This is a genomic window from Micromonospora sp. RL09-050-HVF-A, assembly GCF_019374995.1.
Lineage (GTDB): Bacteria > Actinomycetota > Actinomycetes > Mycobacteriales > Micromonosporaceae > Micromonospora > Micromonospora antibiotica.
Genome location: NZ_JAGKQP010000002.1, coordinates 3622686 through 3638425 on the forward strand (window position 1 = coordinate 3622686; position 15740 = coordinate 3638425).

Sequence of the window (15740 nt, forward strand, 5' to 3'; positions counted from 1 at the left end):
CACCCGCTCCCGGCTGGCCCGGCACACCCCCGCCCACCGGTTGGCCCGGTCCGGCGCCGGGACCCACCGGTTGGTCCGGTCCGGCCCCGGACCCACCGGTTGGCCCGGCGCGGCCCCGGGCTGCCCGGCGGCCCGCCCACCGGGTGGCCCGGCACGACCCCGGGAATGCCGGGCGGGCCACCCGGTCCCGGCTGGCCACCGCCGGGGTATCCGCCGCCGTTCGCCTATCCGGCCCACCCGTCGCCGGGCGGGCGGAGCTCCACCGGCACCGGTGCGGTGGTGGGCATCGTGGTCGCCGTGGTCGTGGTGCTCGTCCTCGTCGTCTGCGCCTGCTTCTGCGGGGGAGGTCGCCTGCTGGGCAGCTCCGGGCCGGACACGGCAACCGCGGAGCCCTACGACAACGGTTACTACGACGACGAACCCGAGCCGAGCTGGAGCCCGCCGCAGCCGCTCCAGCCGCCAGCGCCCGCCACCGCGCCGGCCGACGGCCCCGGCCGGTACCCGGTGACGTACGAGGTGACCGGGACCGGCTCCGTCGACCTCCAGTTCTATGACGGGGACGGCTACTTCATCCGACAGGACAAGGTGCGGCTGCCCTGGCGGATGACGCTGCGTGTCGACGATCCGACCCGGGTGCTGGTCAGCGCCACCCGCTCCGGCGGCAACCCGGGCGGGTTCCGGTGCACCACCACCGTCGGCACCCGGCCCCGGGTCACCGACGTGGCCGGCCCGGACGACTGGCAGGTGCAGTGCCACGCCAACCGGGTCCGCTGACCCGCCGGACCGGGGGAAGACCCCGTCAGGGGAAGAATGGCGGCGACCGGACCCGGTGGCAGGGGTGGTCGCGGGCCGTAGGCTGACGGGCGTGACGACGTCGACCGATGTGGACCCGCTGGTGACCCGGATGCGTCCGTTCGGGACGACGGTGTTCGCGGAGATGTCCGCGCTCGCCGTCCGGACCGGTGCGGTCAACCTGGGCCAGGGCTTCCCGGACACCGACGGGCCGCCGGAGATGCTGGCCGCCGCCGCCGAGGCGCTGCGCTCCGGGCACAACCAGTACCCGCCGGGCCCCGGCATTCCCGCCCTGCGCGCTGCCGTCGCCGCGCACCAACGGCGGTTCTGGGCGCTGGACTACGACCCGGACGGCGAGGTGATCGTCACCGCCGGGGCCACCGAGGCGATCGCCGCGAGCATCCTCGCGCTCTGCGAGCCGGGCGACGAGGTGATCTGCTTCGAGCCCTACTACGACTCGTACGCGGCGTCGATCGCCCTCGCCGGGGCGGTACGACGGCCGGTGACGCTGCGCCCCGGCGACGACGGCCGGTACGCCTTCGACCCCGCCGAGCTGCGGGCCGCGTTCGGGCCGCGTACCCGGCTGATGCTGCTGAACTCCCCGCACAACCCGACCGGGAAGGTGTTCACCGCGCCGGAGCTGGCCCTGCTCGCCGACCTCTGCCAGGAGCACGACGTGTACGCGGTCACCGACGAGGTGTACGAGCACCTCGTCTTCACCGACGCCGCCGCCGCGCACCTGCCGCTGGCCACCCTGCCGGGGATGTGGGAACGGACCCTGCGCATCTCGTCGGCCGGCAAGACGTTCTCCTGCACCGGCTGGAAGGTGGGCTGGGTCAGTGGCCCCGCCGCGCTGGTGTCGGCGGTGCTGCGGGTCAAGCAGTTCCTCACCTTCGTCAACGCGGCACCGCTGCAACCGGCGGTCGCCGTGGCGCTGGCCCTGCCCGACGACTACTACACCGGTTTCCGTGACAGCCTCCAGCGGCAGCGGGACCTGCTGATCGGTGGCCTGACCGACGCCGGTTTCGCGGTGCTCACCCCGGAGGGGACATACTTCGTCACCGCCGACATCACCGGCCTCGGCGGTCGGGACGGGTTGGAGTTCTGCCGGTCCCTGCCGGAACGCTGCGGTGTGGTGGCGGTGCCCACCCAGGTCTTCTACGACGACGCGGAGGCCGGCCGGCGGTTGGTCCGGTTCGCCTTCTGCAAGCGTCCCGAGGTGCTGACCGAGGCGGTCGCCCGGCTACGCGCCCTGTCCGACCCCCGCTGATCACCCGCGCGGGACTGGCGTCCGACGCCCGCTGACCACCCACGCGGGCCGGCATCGTCGCGCCCGCCAGCAGGGTCAGCCGGCACCGGCACAACCGGGGGCACGCGGTGGGGCAGCCACCGGGACGCTCCCTGGGCCCACCGGCGACGCCGGCAGCACAACGAGGGGTGGAGCAGGCGGGACCCGCCCGCAACGGGGACGGTCAGTTGGCGGGGCTGGCGGCGCTGACCTGGGCGGCGATCCGTTCGGCCACCGACCGGGCGGTCTCCTCGGTGCCGGCCTCGACCATCACCCGGACCAACGGTTCGGTGCCCGACGGCCGCAGCAGCACCCGGCCGGTCTCCCCCAGCTCCGCCTCGGCCCGCTCGACCTCGGCCTTGACGGTGGATGCGGTGGCACCGGCGGTGCGGTCGCCGACCGGCACGTTGATCAGCACCTGCGGCAGCTTGGTGACCACCGAGGCCAGTTCGGCCAGGGACCGGCCGGTGGCGGCCATCCGGGCCATCAGGTGCAGGCCGGTGAGGACCCCGTCGCCGGTGGTGGCGTGCGCGGGCATGACGAGGTGGCCGCTCTGCTCGCCGCCGAGGGCGAGGCCGGAGGCGCGCAGCTCCTCCAACACGTACCGGTCGCCGACCTTGGTCTCGACCAGCCGGATGCCCTGCGCGGACATGGCCAGCCGCAGGCCGAGGTTGCTCATCACGGTGGCGACCAGGGTGTCCTGGGTCAGCTCACCGGCGTCGCGCAGGGCCAGCGCGAGGACCGCCATCAGCTCGTCGCCGTCGACCTCCGCGCCGGTGGCGTCGACCGCCACGCAGCGGTCGGCGTCGCCGTCGTGGGCGAGGCCCAGGTGCGCACCGTGCTCGACCACGGCGGCCCGCAGGCTGTCGAGGTGGTTGGAGCCGCACTCGTCGTTGATGTTGAGGCCGTCCGGTTCGGCGTGGATCGCGATGACCTCGGCGCCGGCCTCCCGGTAGGCCACCGGGGCGACCTCGGCGGCGGCGCCGTTGGCGCAGTCGACCACGACCTTGATGCCGTCGAGGCGGTGCGGCACGGTGCCGACGAGGTGCTGCACGTAGTGGTCGGCACCGTCGAGCAGGTCGTGTACCCGGCCGACCCCCGCGCCGACCGGACGGTCCCAGGCGGTGGTGGCGTTCGCCTCGACGGCCGCCTCGATCCGCAACTCGATCTCGTCGGGCAGCTTGTGCCCACCGGCGGCGAACAGCTTGATCCCGTTGTCCGGCATCGGGTTGTGCGAGGCGGAGAGCATCACGCCCAGGTCGGCCTTGGCCTCGGCGGTCAGGAACGCCACGGCCGGGGTGGGCAGCACGCCGACCCGGACCACGCTGGCCCCGGCGCTGGTGAGCCCGGCGACCACGGCGGCCTCCAGCATCTCGCCGCTGGCCCGGGTGTCCCGCCCGACCACCGCCAGCGGCGGGTGGCTGCGGTCCGACTCGGCCAGCGTGTGCGCGGCGGCCACCGCCACCGCGAGCGCCAACTCCGGGGTGAGATCCACGTTCGCCCGCCCGCGTACGCCGTCCGTGCCGAACAACCGCCCCATACCCGCGAACCTCCGGTGCACCTGCGATGAGTGGAGAAAACGGAAACGGCCGGGCCGCCTCCCGTGGGGGAGGCGGACCCGGCCGTCCGTCAGAAGTACAACGCGCTGGTGGTGATCAGCGCTTCGAGTACTGAGGCGCCTTACGGGCCTTCTTGAGACCGTACTTCTTGCTCTCCTTGACCCGGGCGTCCCGGGTCAGGAAGCCGGCCTTCTTCAGGGCCGGGCGGTCGTCCGGCTCGTTGACGATCAGCGCACGGGCGATGCCCAGCCGCAGCGCACCGGCCTGGCCGGTGGTGCCGCCGCCACGCAGGTTGGCGATGACGTCGAACTGCTCCAGCTTCTCGGCGGTGACCAGCGGGTCCTTGATGAGCTGCTGGTGCACCTTGCTCGGGAAGTACGACTCGAGCTCCTGGCCGTTGCAGGTGATCTTGCCGGTGCCGGGGACGATACGGACCCGGACGATGGCCTCCTTGCGGCGGCCCACGGTCTGGATCGGCCGGTCACCACGAGGCGCGCGGGCGACGGGCGCGGGCGCCTCGGTGGCCTCAGGGGCTTCCGGGGCAACCTCGGTCTCGGTGATGTCGGTCATGCTGTTTCCTTCGCCCTCGCTCACTGCGCGATCTGCTTGATCTCGAACGGCACCGGCTGCTGCGCCAGGTGCGGGTGCTCGGCACCGGCGTAGACCTTCAGCTTCTTGATCAGCTGACGGCCGAGCTTGTTGTGCGGGAGCATCCCCTTCACGGCCAGCTCGATGGCCCGCTCGGGCCGCTTGGTCAGCAGCTCCTCGTAGCCGATCTGCTTGAGGCCGCCCGGGTAACCGGAGTGCCGGTAGGCGACCTTGGTCTGCCGCTTGTTGCCGGTCAGCGCCACCTTGCCCGCGTTCACGATGACGACGAAGTCGCCCGTGTCGACGTGCGGCGCGAAAGTCGGCTTGTGCTTGCCGCGCAGCAGCGTGGCGGCGTGGGTGGCCAGGCGGCCCAGCACGACATCAGAGGCGTCGATAACGTGCCACTGACGCTCGATCTCACCCGGCTTCGGGCTGTACGTACGCACAGGTCTACCTTGTCTCGTCGTCGGTCTGGGGTCGCGCGCCGAGGTGACCAGAGGCTTCCCGGCCGGACCAGCGCGCACGAACGACCAAGCGTACCTGAGCGGCACGCCTCTGGATGTCGTACAACAGCAGGCAACGATACCCGGCGCCCGGTCTGCTGGTCAAAACGGGGGGTCGGCCGGCGTGGCCTGCGGTTTCGGCGGATGACCAGGGTCACACGCCGATCAGCTTACCCGGGCCGGGCCGCAGGTAGACCACCCAGGTCACCACGAAACAGAGCGCGTACCAGCCGATGAAGGCCAGGTAGGCGGCGTCCGCGTTGCCCGAGGTGAGGAACGACTGCCGGAAGGCCACGTTCACCAGCACCCCGCCCGAGGCGCCGACCGCCCCGGCGATGCCGATCAGCGCCCCGGAGCGTCGCCGGGCCCGGCGCTGCGCCGCGACCGGGTCGCCGGTCAGCTCCGCCTCGGCCGCCGCCCGGACCCGGAAGATCGCCGGGATCATCTTGTAGGTCGACCCGTTGCCGATGCCGGAGAAGACGAACAACGCCAGGAACCCGACGAGGTAGAGCGGGAACGACTGCTCCCGGGCGGCGTAGAGCACCAGGCCGGCGCCGACGGCCATCGCGACGAAGTTCCAGAACGTCACCCGGGCCCCGCCCAGCCGGTCGGCGAGCTGACCGCCGAACGGTCGGATCAACGAACCGATCAGCGGCCCGAGGAAGGTCAGCCAGGCCGCGTCGACCGGGGTGGGGAACCGCTCGGCGAACTGGAGCTGGAGCACCTGGCCGAAGGCGAAGCCGAAGCCGATGAACGAGCCGAAGGTGCCGATGTACAGCAGGGACATCACCCAGGTGTGCCGGTCGCGGGCGGCCTCCCGCAACGCGCCGGGTTCGTTGTGGGCGTCCGGGATGTTGTCCAGCCAGCGGGCGGCGGCGAGCGCGGCCAGCACGATCAGCGGCAGGTACACCGCCGGCACCAGCCGGGGGTACGCGGCCCCGGCGGTGGCCAGCACCGCCAGCCCGACCAGTTGCACCGCCGGCACGCCGAGGTTGCCGCCCCCGGCGTTGAGCCCGAGTGCGCGACCCTTGAGCCGGTCCGGGAAGAACAGGTTGATGTTCGCCATCGACGAGGCGAAGTTGCCGCCGCCGACCCCGGTCAGGCAGGCCAGCACCATCAGCGTGGTGTACGACACACCCGGCTCCAGCAGCAGCGCCATCGGCACCGCCGGCACCAGCAGCAGCAGCGCGCTGACGATGGTCCAGTTCCGCCCGCCGAAGCGCGCCACCGCCAGGGTGTACGGCAGCCGCAGCACCGCCCCCAGCGCGGCCGGTACGGCGGTGAGCAGGAACTTCCCCGCCGGGTCGATGCCGTACGCCGGGCCGAGGAAGAGCACGGTGACCGACCAGAGGCTCCACACCGAGAAGCCGACGTGCTCGGCGAAGATCGACACCCAGAGGTTGCGACGGGCGATCGGCGCTCCGGTCGTCTGCCAGAAGGTCGGGTCCTCGGGTCGCCAGTCGTCGATCCGGTGCCGCCGCCCGGCGGGCCGGTCGGGTCCGGCGGCGGTGACAGCCGCGTCGGCGGTCGGCGGGACGTCGGTGTCGCCCGGCGGACCGACCGTGGCGGCGGCCAGCGGGTCGGTGGTGGCGGCCGGTGGATCGGCGGCGGCGTTACTGCTGCTGGCGAGCGTGCTCACGGCGACTCCTCCTCGTCGATGTGAGCAGGACGCTAGGCAGGGTCGGTTTCCCGGCGGTGCCCCACGTGGGTCGGGCCGGAAACGGAGACCGCACGTCGACCGGGAACCGGTGGTGAGGGGCCCACCGTTGCGGTGGGTCGCCGCTCCCGCCGGGGCGGGTCACAGCTCCTGGAGGATGCGCAGTGCGCGGGCCACCCGCTGCATGGTCTCGGTGTCGGCGACGTCCACGCACTCGGTGAACCACTTCTTCATCGGCGCCGACAGCCGGTCGGGCATCACCACGTTGGCACCCATCGGCACGGCGAGCGGGGAGTCGCGCAGCAGGGCGGTCTCGACCACCTCGGCGACGATCACGATCGGCACGTCGGTGGAGTTGTAGACGTCGGAGCTGATCACCAGGCCGAGCCGTTCCCGGGCGCCCTCGATGCGCCAGACCTCTCCCCTACGCAGCACGCGGGCGACCGCCGAAGAGCACGTCGGCGACCATGCCCACCTCGCGGGCGTCGGCGAGGGCGGCGGACTCCAGGTCGAGCCCGGCCCGCCCGACCGCCTCGGCGTGGGCGGTGAAGACCTCCCGCAGCGCCTTCTCCCGGGCGGCCTGGTCCATCCAGGCGGAGAGGGAGAGTCCTTCCCGCTTGGCGAACCGGCGGGCCTCCTCGATCGTCTCGTCGGAGAACGAGAGGGTCACCTTGGCAGTCATGCCTGCGATCCTACTCCCGGTATGACCGCCGGTCGTTCCGTTCGCCCGCCTCGACGAACCCGACAAACCGCCGTGTGCCACCGCCCGGCCCGCCCGCCGCAGGGGGTCCGGGTCAGGCGGGACGGCGACCGCCGAAGACCGCGAACCGCCACGCCTTGTAGAAGCAGTCCACGTCGACCAGGCCGGCGTCGACCAGCCACCGGCACTGGTCGGTCACCGACGCCGGGCGGTCGTGCCGCATCCGCTCCCGGGCGGCGGCGATCTCGTCGGCATCCGAGCCGCGCGCGGCGGTCTGGGCCAGCCAGACGTCGTCGTAGCGGCGGTCCAGGGTCGGGGTGGGGCCGGCCACCTGCTCGGCGTTGACGAACACCCCGCCGGGGACGAGCGCGTCGGCCGCCCGCCGGTAGAGGGCGCGCTTGCCGTCGTCGTCGAGGTGGTGCACGGCCAGGGCGGAGACCACCGCGTCGTAGCGGCCGGCGGGGAGCGGGTCGGCCAGGTCGGCCACGACGGTCCGGTGCGCCACCCCCCGGGCGGCCAACCCGTCGGCGGCCACCGCGAGCATCCGCGCGGCCCCGTCGACCAGGGTCACCCGCACCCCGGGCAGCGCCGCGGTGAGCAGCAGGGAGAGCAGTCCGGTGCCGGCACCCAGGTCGAGCACCTCGGGGGTACGCCCGGCGGCGAGCGCGGCCCGCAGCGGTGGGGCGGCCACCTCGACGGCGGTGCCGTAGAAGTCGTCGAAGCAGGGGACGAGCCGACGGCGGGCCCCGTCGTAGGAACCTGCCACCGCATCGAAGGCCGCCGTCACGTCCACGATCCACCCCTCTCACATATTAAGAAACTTGTCTCACATTATAGACCCCACCGACCGGTCCCCTGCCCCCGTGCGGTGTGAACCGCTCTTGACAGGACCGAAACAGAAGGGACCCCGGTCGGAAACCGCCCGGCGGCACGCTTTGCGGACATGACAGACGGTGCACGCGCCGCGACACGAACGGAGCCCCCGCCCCGGGAGACGGAAACGCACTGCCCGTACTGCGCGCTCCAGTGCGGCATGATCCTGCGGGACGCCGACGGCCGGATCGAGGTCCGGCCCCGGGAGTTCCCCACCAACCGCGGCGGGCTGTGCCAGAAGGGCTGGACCGCCGCCGAACTGCTCGACCACCCCGACCGGTTGACCACCCCGCTGGTCCGCGACCCGTCCGGCACGCTGCGCCCGGCCAGCTGGGACGTCGCGCTGGACCGGATCGCCGACGGGCTGCGCACCATCCAGCGGGCCCACGGCCGGGACGCGGTCGCGGTCTTCGGCGGCGGCGGGCTCACCAACGAGAAGGCGTACGCCCTCGGCAAGTTCGCCCGGGTGGCGCTGCGGACCCGGCACATCGACTACAACGGCCGGTGGTGCATGTCCTCCGCGGCGGCGGCCGGACTGCGCGCCTTCGGCGTCGACCGGGGGCTGCCGTTCCCGCTGACCGACCTGGGCCGCACCGGAACCCTGCTGCTGGTCGGGGCGAACCCGGCCGAGACCATGCCGCCGCTGATGCGCCACGTGACCGACCAGCGGGCCCGGGGCGGCCGGCTGATCGTGGTCGACCCCCGGCTCACCGCCACCGCCCGCCAGGCCGACCTGCACCTGCAACCGCTGCCCGGCACCGATCTCGCGGTCGCCAACGCACTGCTGCACATCGCGCTCACCGAAGGGCTGATCGACCGGGAGTACGTCGCCACCCGTACCGAGGGCTTCGACGCGGTACGCCGTACCGTCGCGGGGTACTGGCCGGCCGAGGTGGAACGGCTCTCCGGGGTGCCGGTGGCCGACCTGGAGGCGACCGCCCGCGCGCTCGGCACCGCCGACTCGGCGGTCATCCTCACCGCCCGGGGCGCCGAACAGCACGCCAAGGGCGTCGACACCGTCAGCGCGTACGTCAATCTCGCCCTCGCCCTCGGCCTGCCCGGCCGCCCACACTCCGGCTACGGCTGCCTCACCGGTCAGGGCAACGGCCAGGGTGGACGCGAGCACGGCCAGAAGTCCGACCAGCTCCCCGGCTACCGCAAGATCGACGACCCGGCGGCCCGCGCCCACGTCGCCGGGGTCTGGGGAGTCGACCCCGCCGAACTGCCCGGCCCCGGGGTGCCGGCCTACCAGCTGCTCGACTCGCTCGGCACCCCCGACGGCCCCCGGGCACTGCTGGTCTTCGGCTCCAACCCGGTGGTCTCCGCGCCCCGGGCGGCCCGGGTCGAGTCCCGGCTACGCGGGCTGGACCTGCTGGTGGTGGCCGACTTCCTGCGCTCCGAGACGGCCGAGCTGGCCGACGTGGTGCTGCCGGTGGCCCAGTGGGCCGAGGAGGACGGCACGATGACCAACCTGGAGGGTCGGGTGCTGCGCCGCCGGGCGCTGCGCCCACCGCCCCCCGGCGTCCGCACCGACCTGACCGTCCTCGCCGAGCTCGCGGCCCGCCTCGACGACGCCCCCGACGCACCGGCCCCGGCGACGACGCCGGACGGCCCGGCCCCGACCACCCCGACGACCACCCGGCCCGCCGTCCCGGCCCCGCGCACCCCTGCGGACCACGTCCCGGCCCCGCGGACCGCGCCGGACCGGTTCCCGACCGACCCGAGGGTCGTCTTCGCCGAGCTACGGCGGGCCTCCGCCGGGGGCGTCGCCGACTACGCCGGGGTCAGCTGGGACCGGATCGAATCCGCCGACGGGGTCTTCTGGCCGTGCCCCGACCCGGACGGGCCGGACTCCCCCCGGCTCTTCGCCGACACCTTCCCCACCCCCAGCGGCCGGGCCCGGTTCCACGCCGTGCAGCACCGGCCGGCGGCCGAGGAGGTCTGCGCCGACTACCCGCTGCACTTCACCACCGGGCGGGTGCTGGCCCAGTACCAGTCCGGCGCGCAGACCCGGCGGGTGGCCGCGCTGCACCGGGCCGCCCCGCACGGCTTCGTCGAGCTGCACCCCGACCTGGCCGACCGGCTCGGGGTGGCCGAGGGCGACGAGGTCCGGGTCGCCTCCCGCCGGGGTGAGCTGCGGGCACCGGCCCGGCTCAGCCCGACCATCCGGCCCGACACCGTCTTCGCCCCGTTCCACTGGCCCGGGGCGGCGCGCGCCAACTCGGTCACCAACGACGCCCTCGACCCGGTCTCCGGGATGCCCGAGTTCAAGATCTGCGCGGTCCGGGTGGAGCGGGCATGACCGGGCAGATCGTGATCGTCGGGTACGGGATGGCCGGCGCCCGGCTCGCCACCGAGCTGCACGCCCGCAACGGCGACCGGAAGGTCACCGTGCTCGGGGCGGAACCGCACCGGGCGTACAACCGGATCATGCTCTCCACCCTGCTGGCCGGCAAGGTCGACGAGCCCGACGTGGAGCTGGCCGAGGTCGCCGGGCAGGGCACCGACGTGCGGACCGGGGTGGTGGCCGCCGCGATCGACCGGGCCACCCGGACGGTGCACACCACCGACGGCGACCGGATCGACTACGACCACCTGGTCCTCGCCACCGGCAGCCGGGCCGTGGTGCCCCCGCTGCCCGGCCTCGACCCGGCCGCCCTGCCGCCCCGGGTCGCCGTCTTCCGCACCCTGGCCGACTGCCGCCGCATCCTCGCCACCGCCCGCACCGCCCGCACCGCGCTGGTGCTCGGCGGTGGGCTGCTCGGCCTGGAAGCGGCGCGCGGCCTGGCCGCCCGGGGGTTGGCGGTGACCGTGGTACACCCCCACCCGCACCTGATGGAACGCCAGCTCGACCCGGCCGCCGGGGAGGTGCTCGCCGCCACGCTCGCCAGGCTCGGCGTCACCACCCGACGGGGGGTGCCGGCGACCGGGTTGGCCACCGACGACGACGGGGTCCGCCTCGACGTGGCCGACGGCACCACCCTGCACGCCGACCTGCTGGTGCTCTCCTGCGGGGTGCGCCCCGACACCGACCTCGCCACCGCCGCCGGGCTGGCCGTCGACCGGGGGGTGCTGGTCGACGACCGGCTACGCACCGACGACGGGTCGATCTCGGCGATCGGCGACTGCGCCCGCACCGGCGGCCCGACCGGGCTCGTCGCACCCGCCTGGGCACAGGCCCGGGTGGTGGCCCGGCTGCTCACCGGCGAGGACCCGGCGGCCCGCTACCGGCCCCGACCGGTGGTGACCCGGCTCAAGGCCGCCGGGATCGACCTGGCCGCGATGGGCGACCCGACGGGCGGCCCCGGCGAGGAGTTGACCTTCGCCGACCCGGCCCGGGGAACGTACGCCCGGCTGCGTATCCACCACGACCGGCTGACCGGGGCGATCCTGCTCGGTGACAACCCGGCGGTCGGCACGGTCGTGCAGCTCTTCGACCGGGGCGCCCCGGTCCCCACCGACCGGCGGGCGCTGCTGCTCGGCCGGTCGCTCGGCAGCGCCCCCGCGACACCCGCCGCCTCCCCGGCGCTGATGCCGGACGCGGTGACCGTCTGCCAGTGCAACGACGTCGACAAGGGCACCCTGGTGCGCTGCTGGCGCTCCGGCGCCCGGACCGTCGACGAGGTGGTCGCCGCGACCCGGGCCGGGACCGGCTGCGGTGGCTGCCGGCAGGCCGTCGAGGGCATCGTCGGCTGGCTGTCCGAGGTGGACTCGGTGGGGACGACCCGATGACCGTGATGACACCACGAGGAGGTGACCCGATGACCGGTGGACGATTGGTCGTCGTCGGCAACGGCATGGTCGGCCAACGGTTCGTCGAGGCGCTGCGCGCCCGCGACCACGACCGGCGCTGGCAGGTGACGGTGCTCGCCGAGGAACCCCGCCCGGCGTACGACCGGGTGCGACTGTCGGCGTTCTTCGACGGGGTGTCCGCCGAGGAGCTCAACCTGCACACCCCCGACGAGGGGGTGCGGCTACACCTCGGCGAGCCGGTCACCGGGATCGACCGGGACCGGCGGGTGGTGACCACCGCGACCGGGGAGCACCCGTACGACGCGCTGGTGCTGGCCACCGGGTCGTACCCGTTCGTCCCGCCGGTGGCCGGCACGGACCTGCCGGGCGTCTTCGTCTACCGCACCCTGGACGACCTGGAGGCGATCCGGGAGCACGCCCGGGGCCGGGTGACCGGGGCGGTGATCGGCGGCGGCCTGCTCGGTCTGGAGGCCGCCAACGCGCTGCGGCTGCTGGGGTTGCGCACCCACGTGGTGGAGTTCGCCCCCCGGCTGATGCCGGTGCAGGTCGACGAGGCGGGCGGCGCGATGCTGCGGCGCTACGTGGAAGAGCTGGGCGTCACCACCCACCTCGGGGTGGGCACCACCGCGCTGCGGCCCGGCCCGACCGGCACGGTCGCCGCGTTGGACCTCTCCGACGGTGGCACGGTCGACGCCGACCTGGTGGTGGTGGCCGCCGGCATCCGGCCCCGCGACGAGCTGGCCCGCGCCGCCGGGCTGGGCCTCGGCCCCCGGGGCGGGGTGCTGGTCGACGGGAGCTGCCGCAGCGACGACGAGCGGATCTGGGCGGTCGGCGAGTGCGCGGCCGTCGACGGCACCTGCCACGGCCTGGTCGCCCCCGGGTACGCGATGGCCGAGGTGGTGGCCGACCGGCTGCTGGGCGGCGCGGCCACCTTCCCCGGCGCGGACAGCGCCACCAAGCTCAAGCTGCTCGGCGTCGACGTGGCCTCGTTCGGTGACGCCCACGGCACCACCCCCGGCTGCCTGGACGTCACGTTCACCGACCCGGTCACCCGCTCGTACGCGAAGCTGGTCCTCTCCGACGACGCGCGGACGCTGCTCGGCGGGGTGCTGGTCGGGGACGCGACCGCCTACCCGACGTTGCGGGCCAGCGTCGGCGGGCCGCTGCCCGCTCCCCCGTTGACGCTGCTGGCCCCGGCCGGCGAGGGCGGCGGCGGGGTGACCGCGCTGCCCGGTGCGGCGCAGGTCTGCTCCTGCAACGCGGTGACCCGCGACGACATCGACGCGGCGATCGCCGGCGGGGCGTGCGACGTGCCGGCGTTGAAGGCGTGCACCCGGGCCGGGACGAGCTGCGGCTCCTGCGTGCCGATGCTCAAGCAGTTGCTCGACGCGGCCGGGGTGCAGCAGTCCACGGCGCTGTGCGAGCACTTCGACGCCAGCCGGCAGGAGTTGTTCGACATCGTCCGGGTGCGCGGCATCCGGACGTTCTCGCAGCTCGTCGCCGAGCACGGCCGGGGCCGGGGCTGCGACGTCTGCAAGCCGGTGGTGGCCTCGATCCTCGCGTCGCTGGGCACCGGGCACGTGCTCGACGGCGAGCAGGCGTCGTTGCAGGACACCAACGACCACTTCCTGGCCAACCTGCAACGCGACGGCAGCTACTCGGTGGTGCCCCGGATCCCGGGCGGCGAGATCACCCCGGACAAGCTGATCGTGATCGGTGAGGTGGCCCGCGACTTCCAGCTCTACACCAAGATCACCGGCGGGCAGCGCATCGACCTGTTCGGCGCGCGGGTCGAGCAGCTCCCGCAGATCTGGCGGCGGCTGGTCGACGCCGGCTTCGAGTCCGGCCACGCGTACGGCAAGGCGCTGCGCACGGTGAAGTCCTGCGTCGGCGAGACCTGGTGCCGCTACGGGGTGCAGGACTCGGTCGGCCTGGCCGTCGCGCTGGAACTGCGTTACCGGGGGTTGCGGGCCCCGCACAAGCTCAAGTCCGCCGTCTCCGGCTGCGCCCGGGAGTGCGCCGAGGCCCGCAGCAAGGACTTCGGCATCATCGCCACCGACACCGGGTGGAACCTCTACCTCGGCGGCAACGGCGGTTTCCGGCCCCGGCACGCCGACCTGTTCGCCACCGACCTGACCACCGACGAGCTGATCACCCTGATCGACAGGTTCCTGATGTTCTACGTCCGCACCGCCGACCGGCTGCAACGCACCTCCGCCTGGATCGAGGCGATGGACGGTGGCCTGGAGCACCTCCGGTCGGTGATCGTCGACGACTCGCTCGGGCTCTGCGCCGAACTCGACGCGGCGATGGCCCGGCACGTCACGTCCTATTCCGACGAGTGGCGGGACGTGCTCGACGACCCGGAACGGCTGCGCCGGTTCACCTCCTTCGTCAACGCCCCCGAGGTGCCGGACCCGTCGATCACCTTCGCCGTGGAACGCGGCCAGCCGGTACCGACACGCGGCCCCGTCGCCGCCGGGGCCGCACCACCGGACGGGGCCGCCGCCCCGCCGGGGCACCCACCCGGCGTCGCCAGCCGGTCGTCCTCGGCCTGCCGGAGGTGCGGCGATGAGCGACACCGTCACCATCGGCTGGGCCCCGGTCTGCCCGCTGGAGAGGCTGGAACCCGAGCGCGGCGTCGCCGCCCTGGTCGACGGCGTCCAGGTGGCCATCTTCCGCACCGACGACGAGCTGTTCGCGGTCGACAACCTCGACCCGCTCAGCGGCGCGTACGTGATGTCGCGGGGCATCGTCGGCAGCCGGGGCGGGGTGCCCACCGTCGCCTCCCCCCTGCACAAGCAGGTGTACGACCTGCGAACCGGGCTGTGCCTGGACCTGCCCGGGGTGACCCTGCCCCGGTACGACGTCCGCTGCCGGGACGGCCTGGTCGAGGTGCGGCTGCGACAGGAGGAGTGATGCGGGACGAACTGGCCGGCTTCACCATCGGAGTGACCGCCGACCGGCGACGCGACGAGTTGGCCGCGTTGCTGGAACGGCGCGGTGCCCGGGTGGTGCTCGCCCCGGCCCTGCGGATCGTGCCGCTGGCCGACGACACCGACCTGCGGGACGCCACCCGGGCCTGCCTGGACCGGCCACCGGACGTGCTGATGGCCAACACCGGCATCGGGATGCGCGGCTGGTTGGAGGCGGCCGAGGGCTGGGGGCTGGCCGAGCCGCTGAAGAACGTGCTGTCCCGGGCCTACGTGGTGGCCCGGGGCCCCAAGGCGCGCGGCGCGATCCGGGCCGCCGGCCTGCACGACCAGTGGTCGCCGGCCTCGGAGAGCTGCGAGGAGGTGGTCGAGCACCTGTGCCGACGTGGGGTGGCCGGGCAGGTGATCGCCATGCAGCTGCACGGCGACCGGCAACCGGAGTGCACCGAGGCCCTGGAGGCCGCCGGGGCCACCGTGATCGAGGTGCCCGTCTACCGGTGGGCCCCACCGACCGACCCGGCCCCGCTGCACCGGCTGATCGACCTCGTCGCCGGCCGGCTGGTCGACGCCGTCACCTTCACCTCCGCCCCGGCGGCGGAGGCGCTGCTGCGCGCCGCCGGGGACCGTACCGAGACGGTGCTGGCCGCGTTGCGGGGCGACGTGCTGGTCAGCTGCGTCGGCGCGGTCACCGCCGAACCGCTGGTGCGGCGGGGCGTGCCGGTCAGCGCGCCGACCCGGGCCCGGCTCGGCGCGCTGGTCCGCACCATCGTGGACGAACTGCCCCGCCGAACCGTCACGGTCAAGGCGGCCGGGCACCTGCTGACCCTGCGTGGGCACGCCGCCGTCATCGACGGGGAGCTGCGGCCCCTGGCGCCCGCGCCGATGGCGGTGCTGCGGGCGCTCGCCGCCCAGCCCGGTCGGGTGCTGTCCCGGACCGAACTGCTGCGCACGCTGCCCCGGGGGGCCGACGAGCACGCGGTGGAGATGGCGGTGGCCCGGCTGCGGGTGGGGCTGCGGGCACCCCGGGTGGTGCAGACCGTGGTCAAGCGCGGCTACCGGCTCCGGGTGGAGTGAGCCGGCAGCGGACCACCGGT

At 74.2% G+C, this 15740-nt stretch carries 13 protein-coding genes and 1 pseudogene; 7 read left to right on the top strand and 7 right to left on the bottom strand.

Translation table 11 applies throughout. The annotated features are described in order from the left end of the window. The first annotated feature begins 279 nt into the window (after positions 1 to 279). Together J7462_RS15635 and J7462_RS15640 are read left to right on the top strand one after the other, a co-directional pair. Entirely contained in the window at positions 280 to 774 is a 495-nt protein-coding gene (locus J7462_RS15635; RefSeq protein ID WP_219464708.1) for a hypothetical protein, read from the top strand. Positions 775 to 865: 91 nt separating this feature from the next. Further along, positions 866 to 2062, top strand: a complete 1197-nt coding sequence (locus J7462_RS15640; protein WP_219464709.1) for a pyridoxal phosphate-dependent aminotransferase — start codon at positions 866 to 868, stop codon at positions 2060 to 2062. Between the two features lie 202 nt (positions 2063 to 2264). On the opposite strand, the gene glmM is transcribed toward J7462_RS15640, so the two are convergent. The 7 genes from glmM to J7462_RS15675 form a co-directional block, all read right to left on the bottom strand. Then, positions 2265 to 3620, bottom strand: a complete 1356-nt coding sequence (glmM, locus tag J7462_RS15645; RefSeq protein ID WP_219464711.1) for a phosphoglucosamine mutase — start codon at positions 3618 to 3620, stop codon at positions 2265 to 2267. 115 nt (positions 3621 to 3735) lie between these two features. Continuing rightward, positions 3736 to 4209: a 30S ribosomal protein S9 gene (rpsI, locus tag J7462_RS15650; RefSeq protein WP_091241865.1), complete on the bottom strand. Its 474-nt coding sequence runs from the start codon at positions 4207 to 4209 to the stop codon at positions 3736 to 3738. Positions 4210 to 4229: 20 nt separating this feature from the next. Further along, positions 4230 to 4673 carry a 50S ribosomal protein L13 gene (rplM, locus tag J7462_RS15655; RefSeq protein ID WP_030489638.1) on the bottom strand — a complete coding sequence of 148 codons (444 nt, stop codon included), beginning with the start codon at positions 4671 to 4673 and terminating at the stop codon, positions 4230 to 4232. Between the two features lie 211 nt (positions 4674 to 4884). After that, positions 4885 to 6198, bottom strand: coding sequence for a nitrate/nitrite transporter (locus J7462_RS15660; RefSeq protein ID WP_208568316.1), 1314 nt, complete (start codon positions 6196 to 6198; stop codon positions 4885 to 4887). Between the two features lie 330 nt (positions 6199 to 6528). Beyond that, entirely contained in the window at positions 6529 to 6822 is a 294-nt protein-coding gene (locus tag J7462_RS15665) for a type II toxin-antitoxin system PemK/MazF family toxin (RefSeq protein ID WP_208568170.1), read from the bottom strand. Next, positions 6812 to 7069: a DUF6364 family protein gene (locus J7462_RS15670; protein ID WP_091241872.1), complete on the bottom strand. Its 258-nt coding sequence runs from the start codon at positions 7067 to 7069 to the stop codon at positions 6812 to 6814. Before J7462_RS15670 ends, J7462_RS15665 begins: the two co-directional genes overlap by 11 nt. Positions 7070 to 7181: 112 nt before the next feature. After that, complete coding sequence (locus J7462_RS15675) at positions 7182 to 7880, bottom strand: class I SAM-dependent methyltransferase (RefSeq protein ID WP_219464712.1); 699 nt, start codon at positions 7878 to 7880, stop codon at positions 7182 to 7184. Positions 7881 to 8030: 150 nt separating this feature from the next. On the opposite strand from J7462_RS15675, the gene J7462_RS15680 reads away from it, so the two are divergent. The 5 genes and pseudogenes from J7462_RS15680 to J7462_RS15700 all read left to right on the top strand — a co-directional run bounded on the left by J7462_RS15680 (position 8031) and on the right by J7462_RS15700 (position 15720). After that, a complete protein-coding gene (locus J7462_RS15680; RefSeq protein WP_219464713.1) occupies positions 8031 to 10262 on the top strand; it encodes a molybdopterin oxidoreductase family protein in 2232 nt (743 codons plus the stop codon). Continuing rightward, positions 10259 to 11692 (top strand): FAD-dependent oxidoreductase, encoded by a 1434-nt coding sequence (locus tag J7462_RS15685; protein ID WP_219464714.1) that lies wholly within the window; start codon positions 10259 to 10261, stop codon positions 11690 to 11692. The genes J7462_RS15680 and J7462_RS15685 overlap by 4 nt, the downstream gene beginning before the upstream one ends. 29 nt (positions 11693 to 11721) lie before the next feature. Further along, a pseudogene (gene nirB, locus J7462_RS15690) lies at positions 11722 to 14288 on the top strand (nitrite reductase large subunit NirB). Beyond that, positions 14285 to 14632, top strand: coding sequence for a nitrite reductase small subunit NirD (nirD, locus tag J7462_RS15695; RefSeq protein WP_208568175.1), 348 nt, complete (start codon positions 14285 to 14287; stop codon positions 14630 to 14632). The pseudogene nirB and the gene nirD overlap by 4 nt, the downstream one beginning before the upstream one ends. Then, a complete protein-coding gene (locus J7462_RS15700) occupies positions 14632 to 15720 on the top strand; it encodes a uroporphyrinogen-III synthase (RefSeq protein ID WP_208568176.1) in 1089 nt (362 codons plus the stop codon). The genes nirD and J7462_RS15700 overlap by 1 nt, the downstream gene beginning before the upstream one ends. Positions 15721 to 15740: the final 20 nt, after the last annotated feature.

Excerpts from the sequence above, each read along its gene's own strand:
- glmM (WP_219464711.1), bottom strand. The coding sequence starts at position 3,620 with ATGGGGCGGTTGTTCGGCACGGACGGCGTACGCGGGCGGGCGAACGTG.
- rpsI (WP_091241865.1), bottom strand. The coding sequence starts at position 4,209 with ATGACCGACATCACCGAGACCGAGGTTGCCCCGGAAGCCCCTGAGGCC.
- J7462_RS15670 (WP_091241872.1), bottom strand. The coding sequence starts at position 7,069 with ATGACTGCCAAGGTGACCCTCTCGTTCTCCGACGAGACGATCGAGGAG.
- J7462_RS15680 (WP_219464713.1), top strand. The coding sequence starts at position 8,031 with ATGACAGACGGTGCACGCGCCGCGACACGAACGGAGCCCCCGCCCCGG.
- J7462_RS15685 (WP_219464714.1), top strand. The coding sequence starts at position 10,259 with ATGACCGGGCAGATCGTGATCGTCGGGTACGGGATGGCCGGCGCCCGG.
- nirD (WP_208568175.1), top strand. The coding sequence starts at position 14,285 with ATGAGCGACACCGTCACCATCGGCTGGGCCCCGGTCTGCCCGCTGGAG.
- J7462_RS15700 (WP_208568176.1), top strand. The coding sequence starts at position 14,632 with ATGCGGGACGAACTGGCCGGCTTCACCATCGGAGTGACCGCCGACCGG.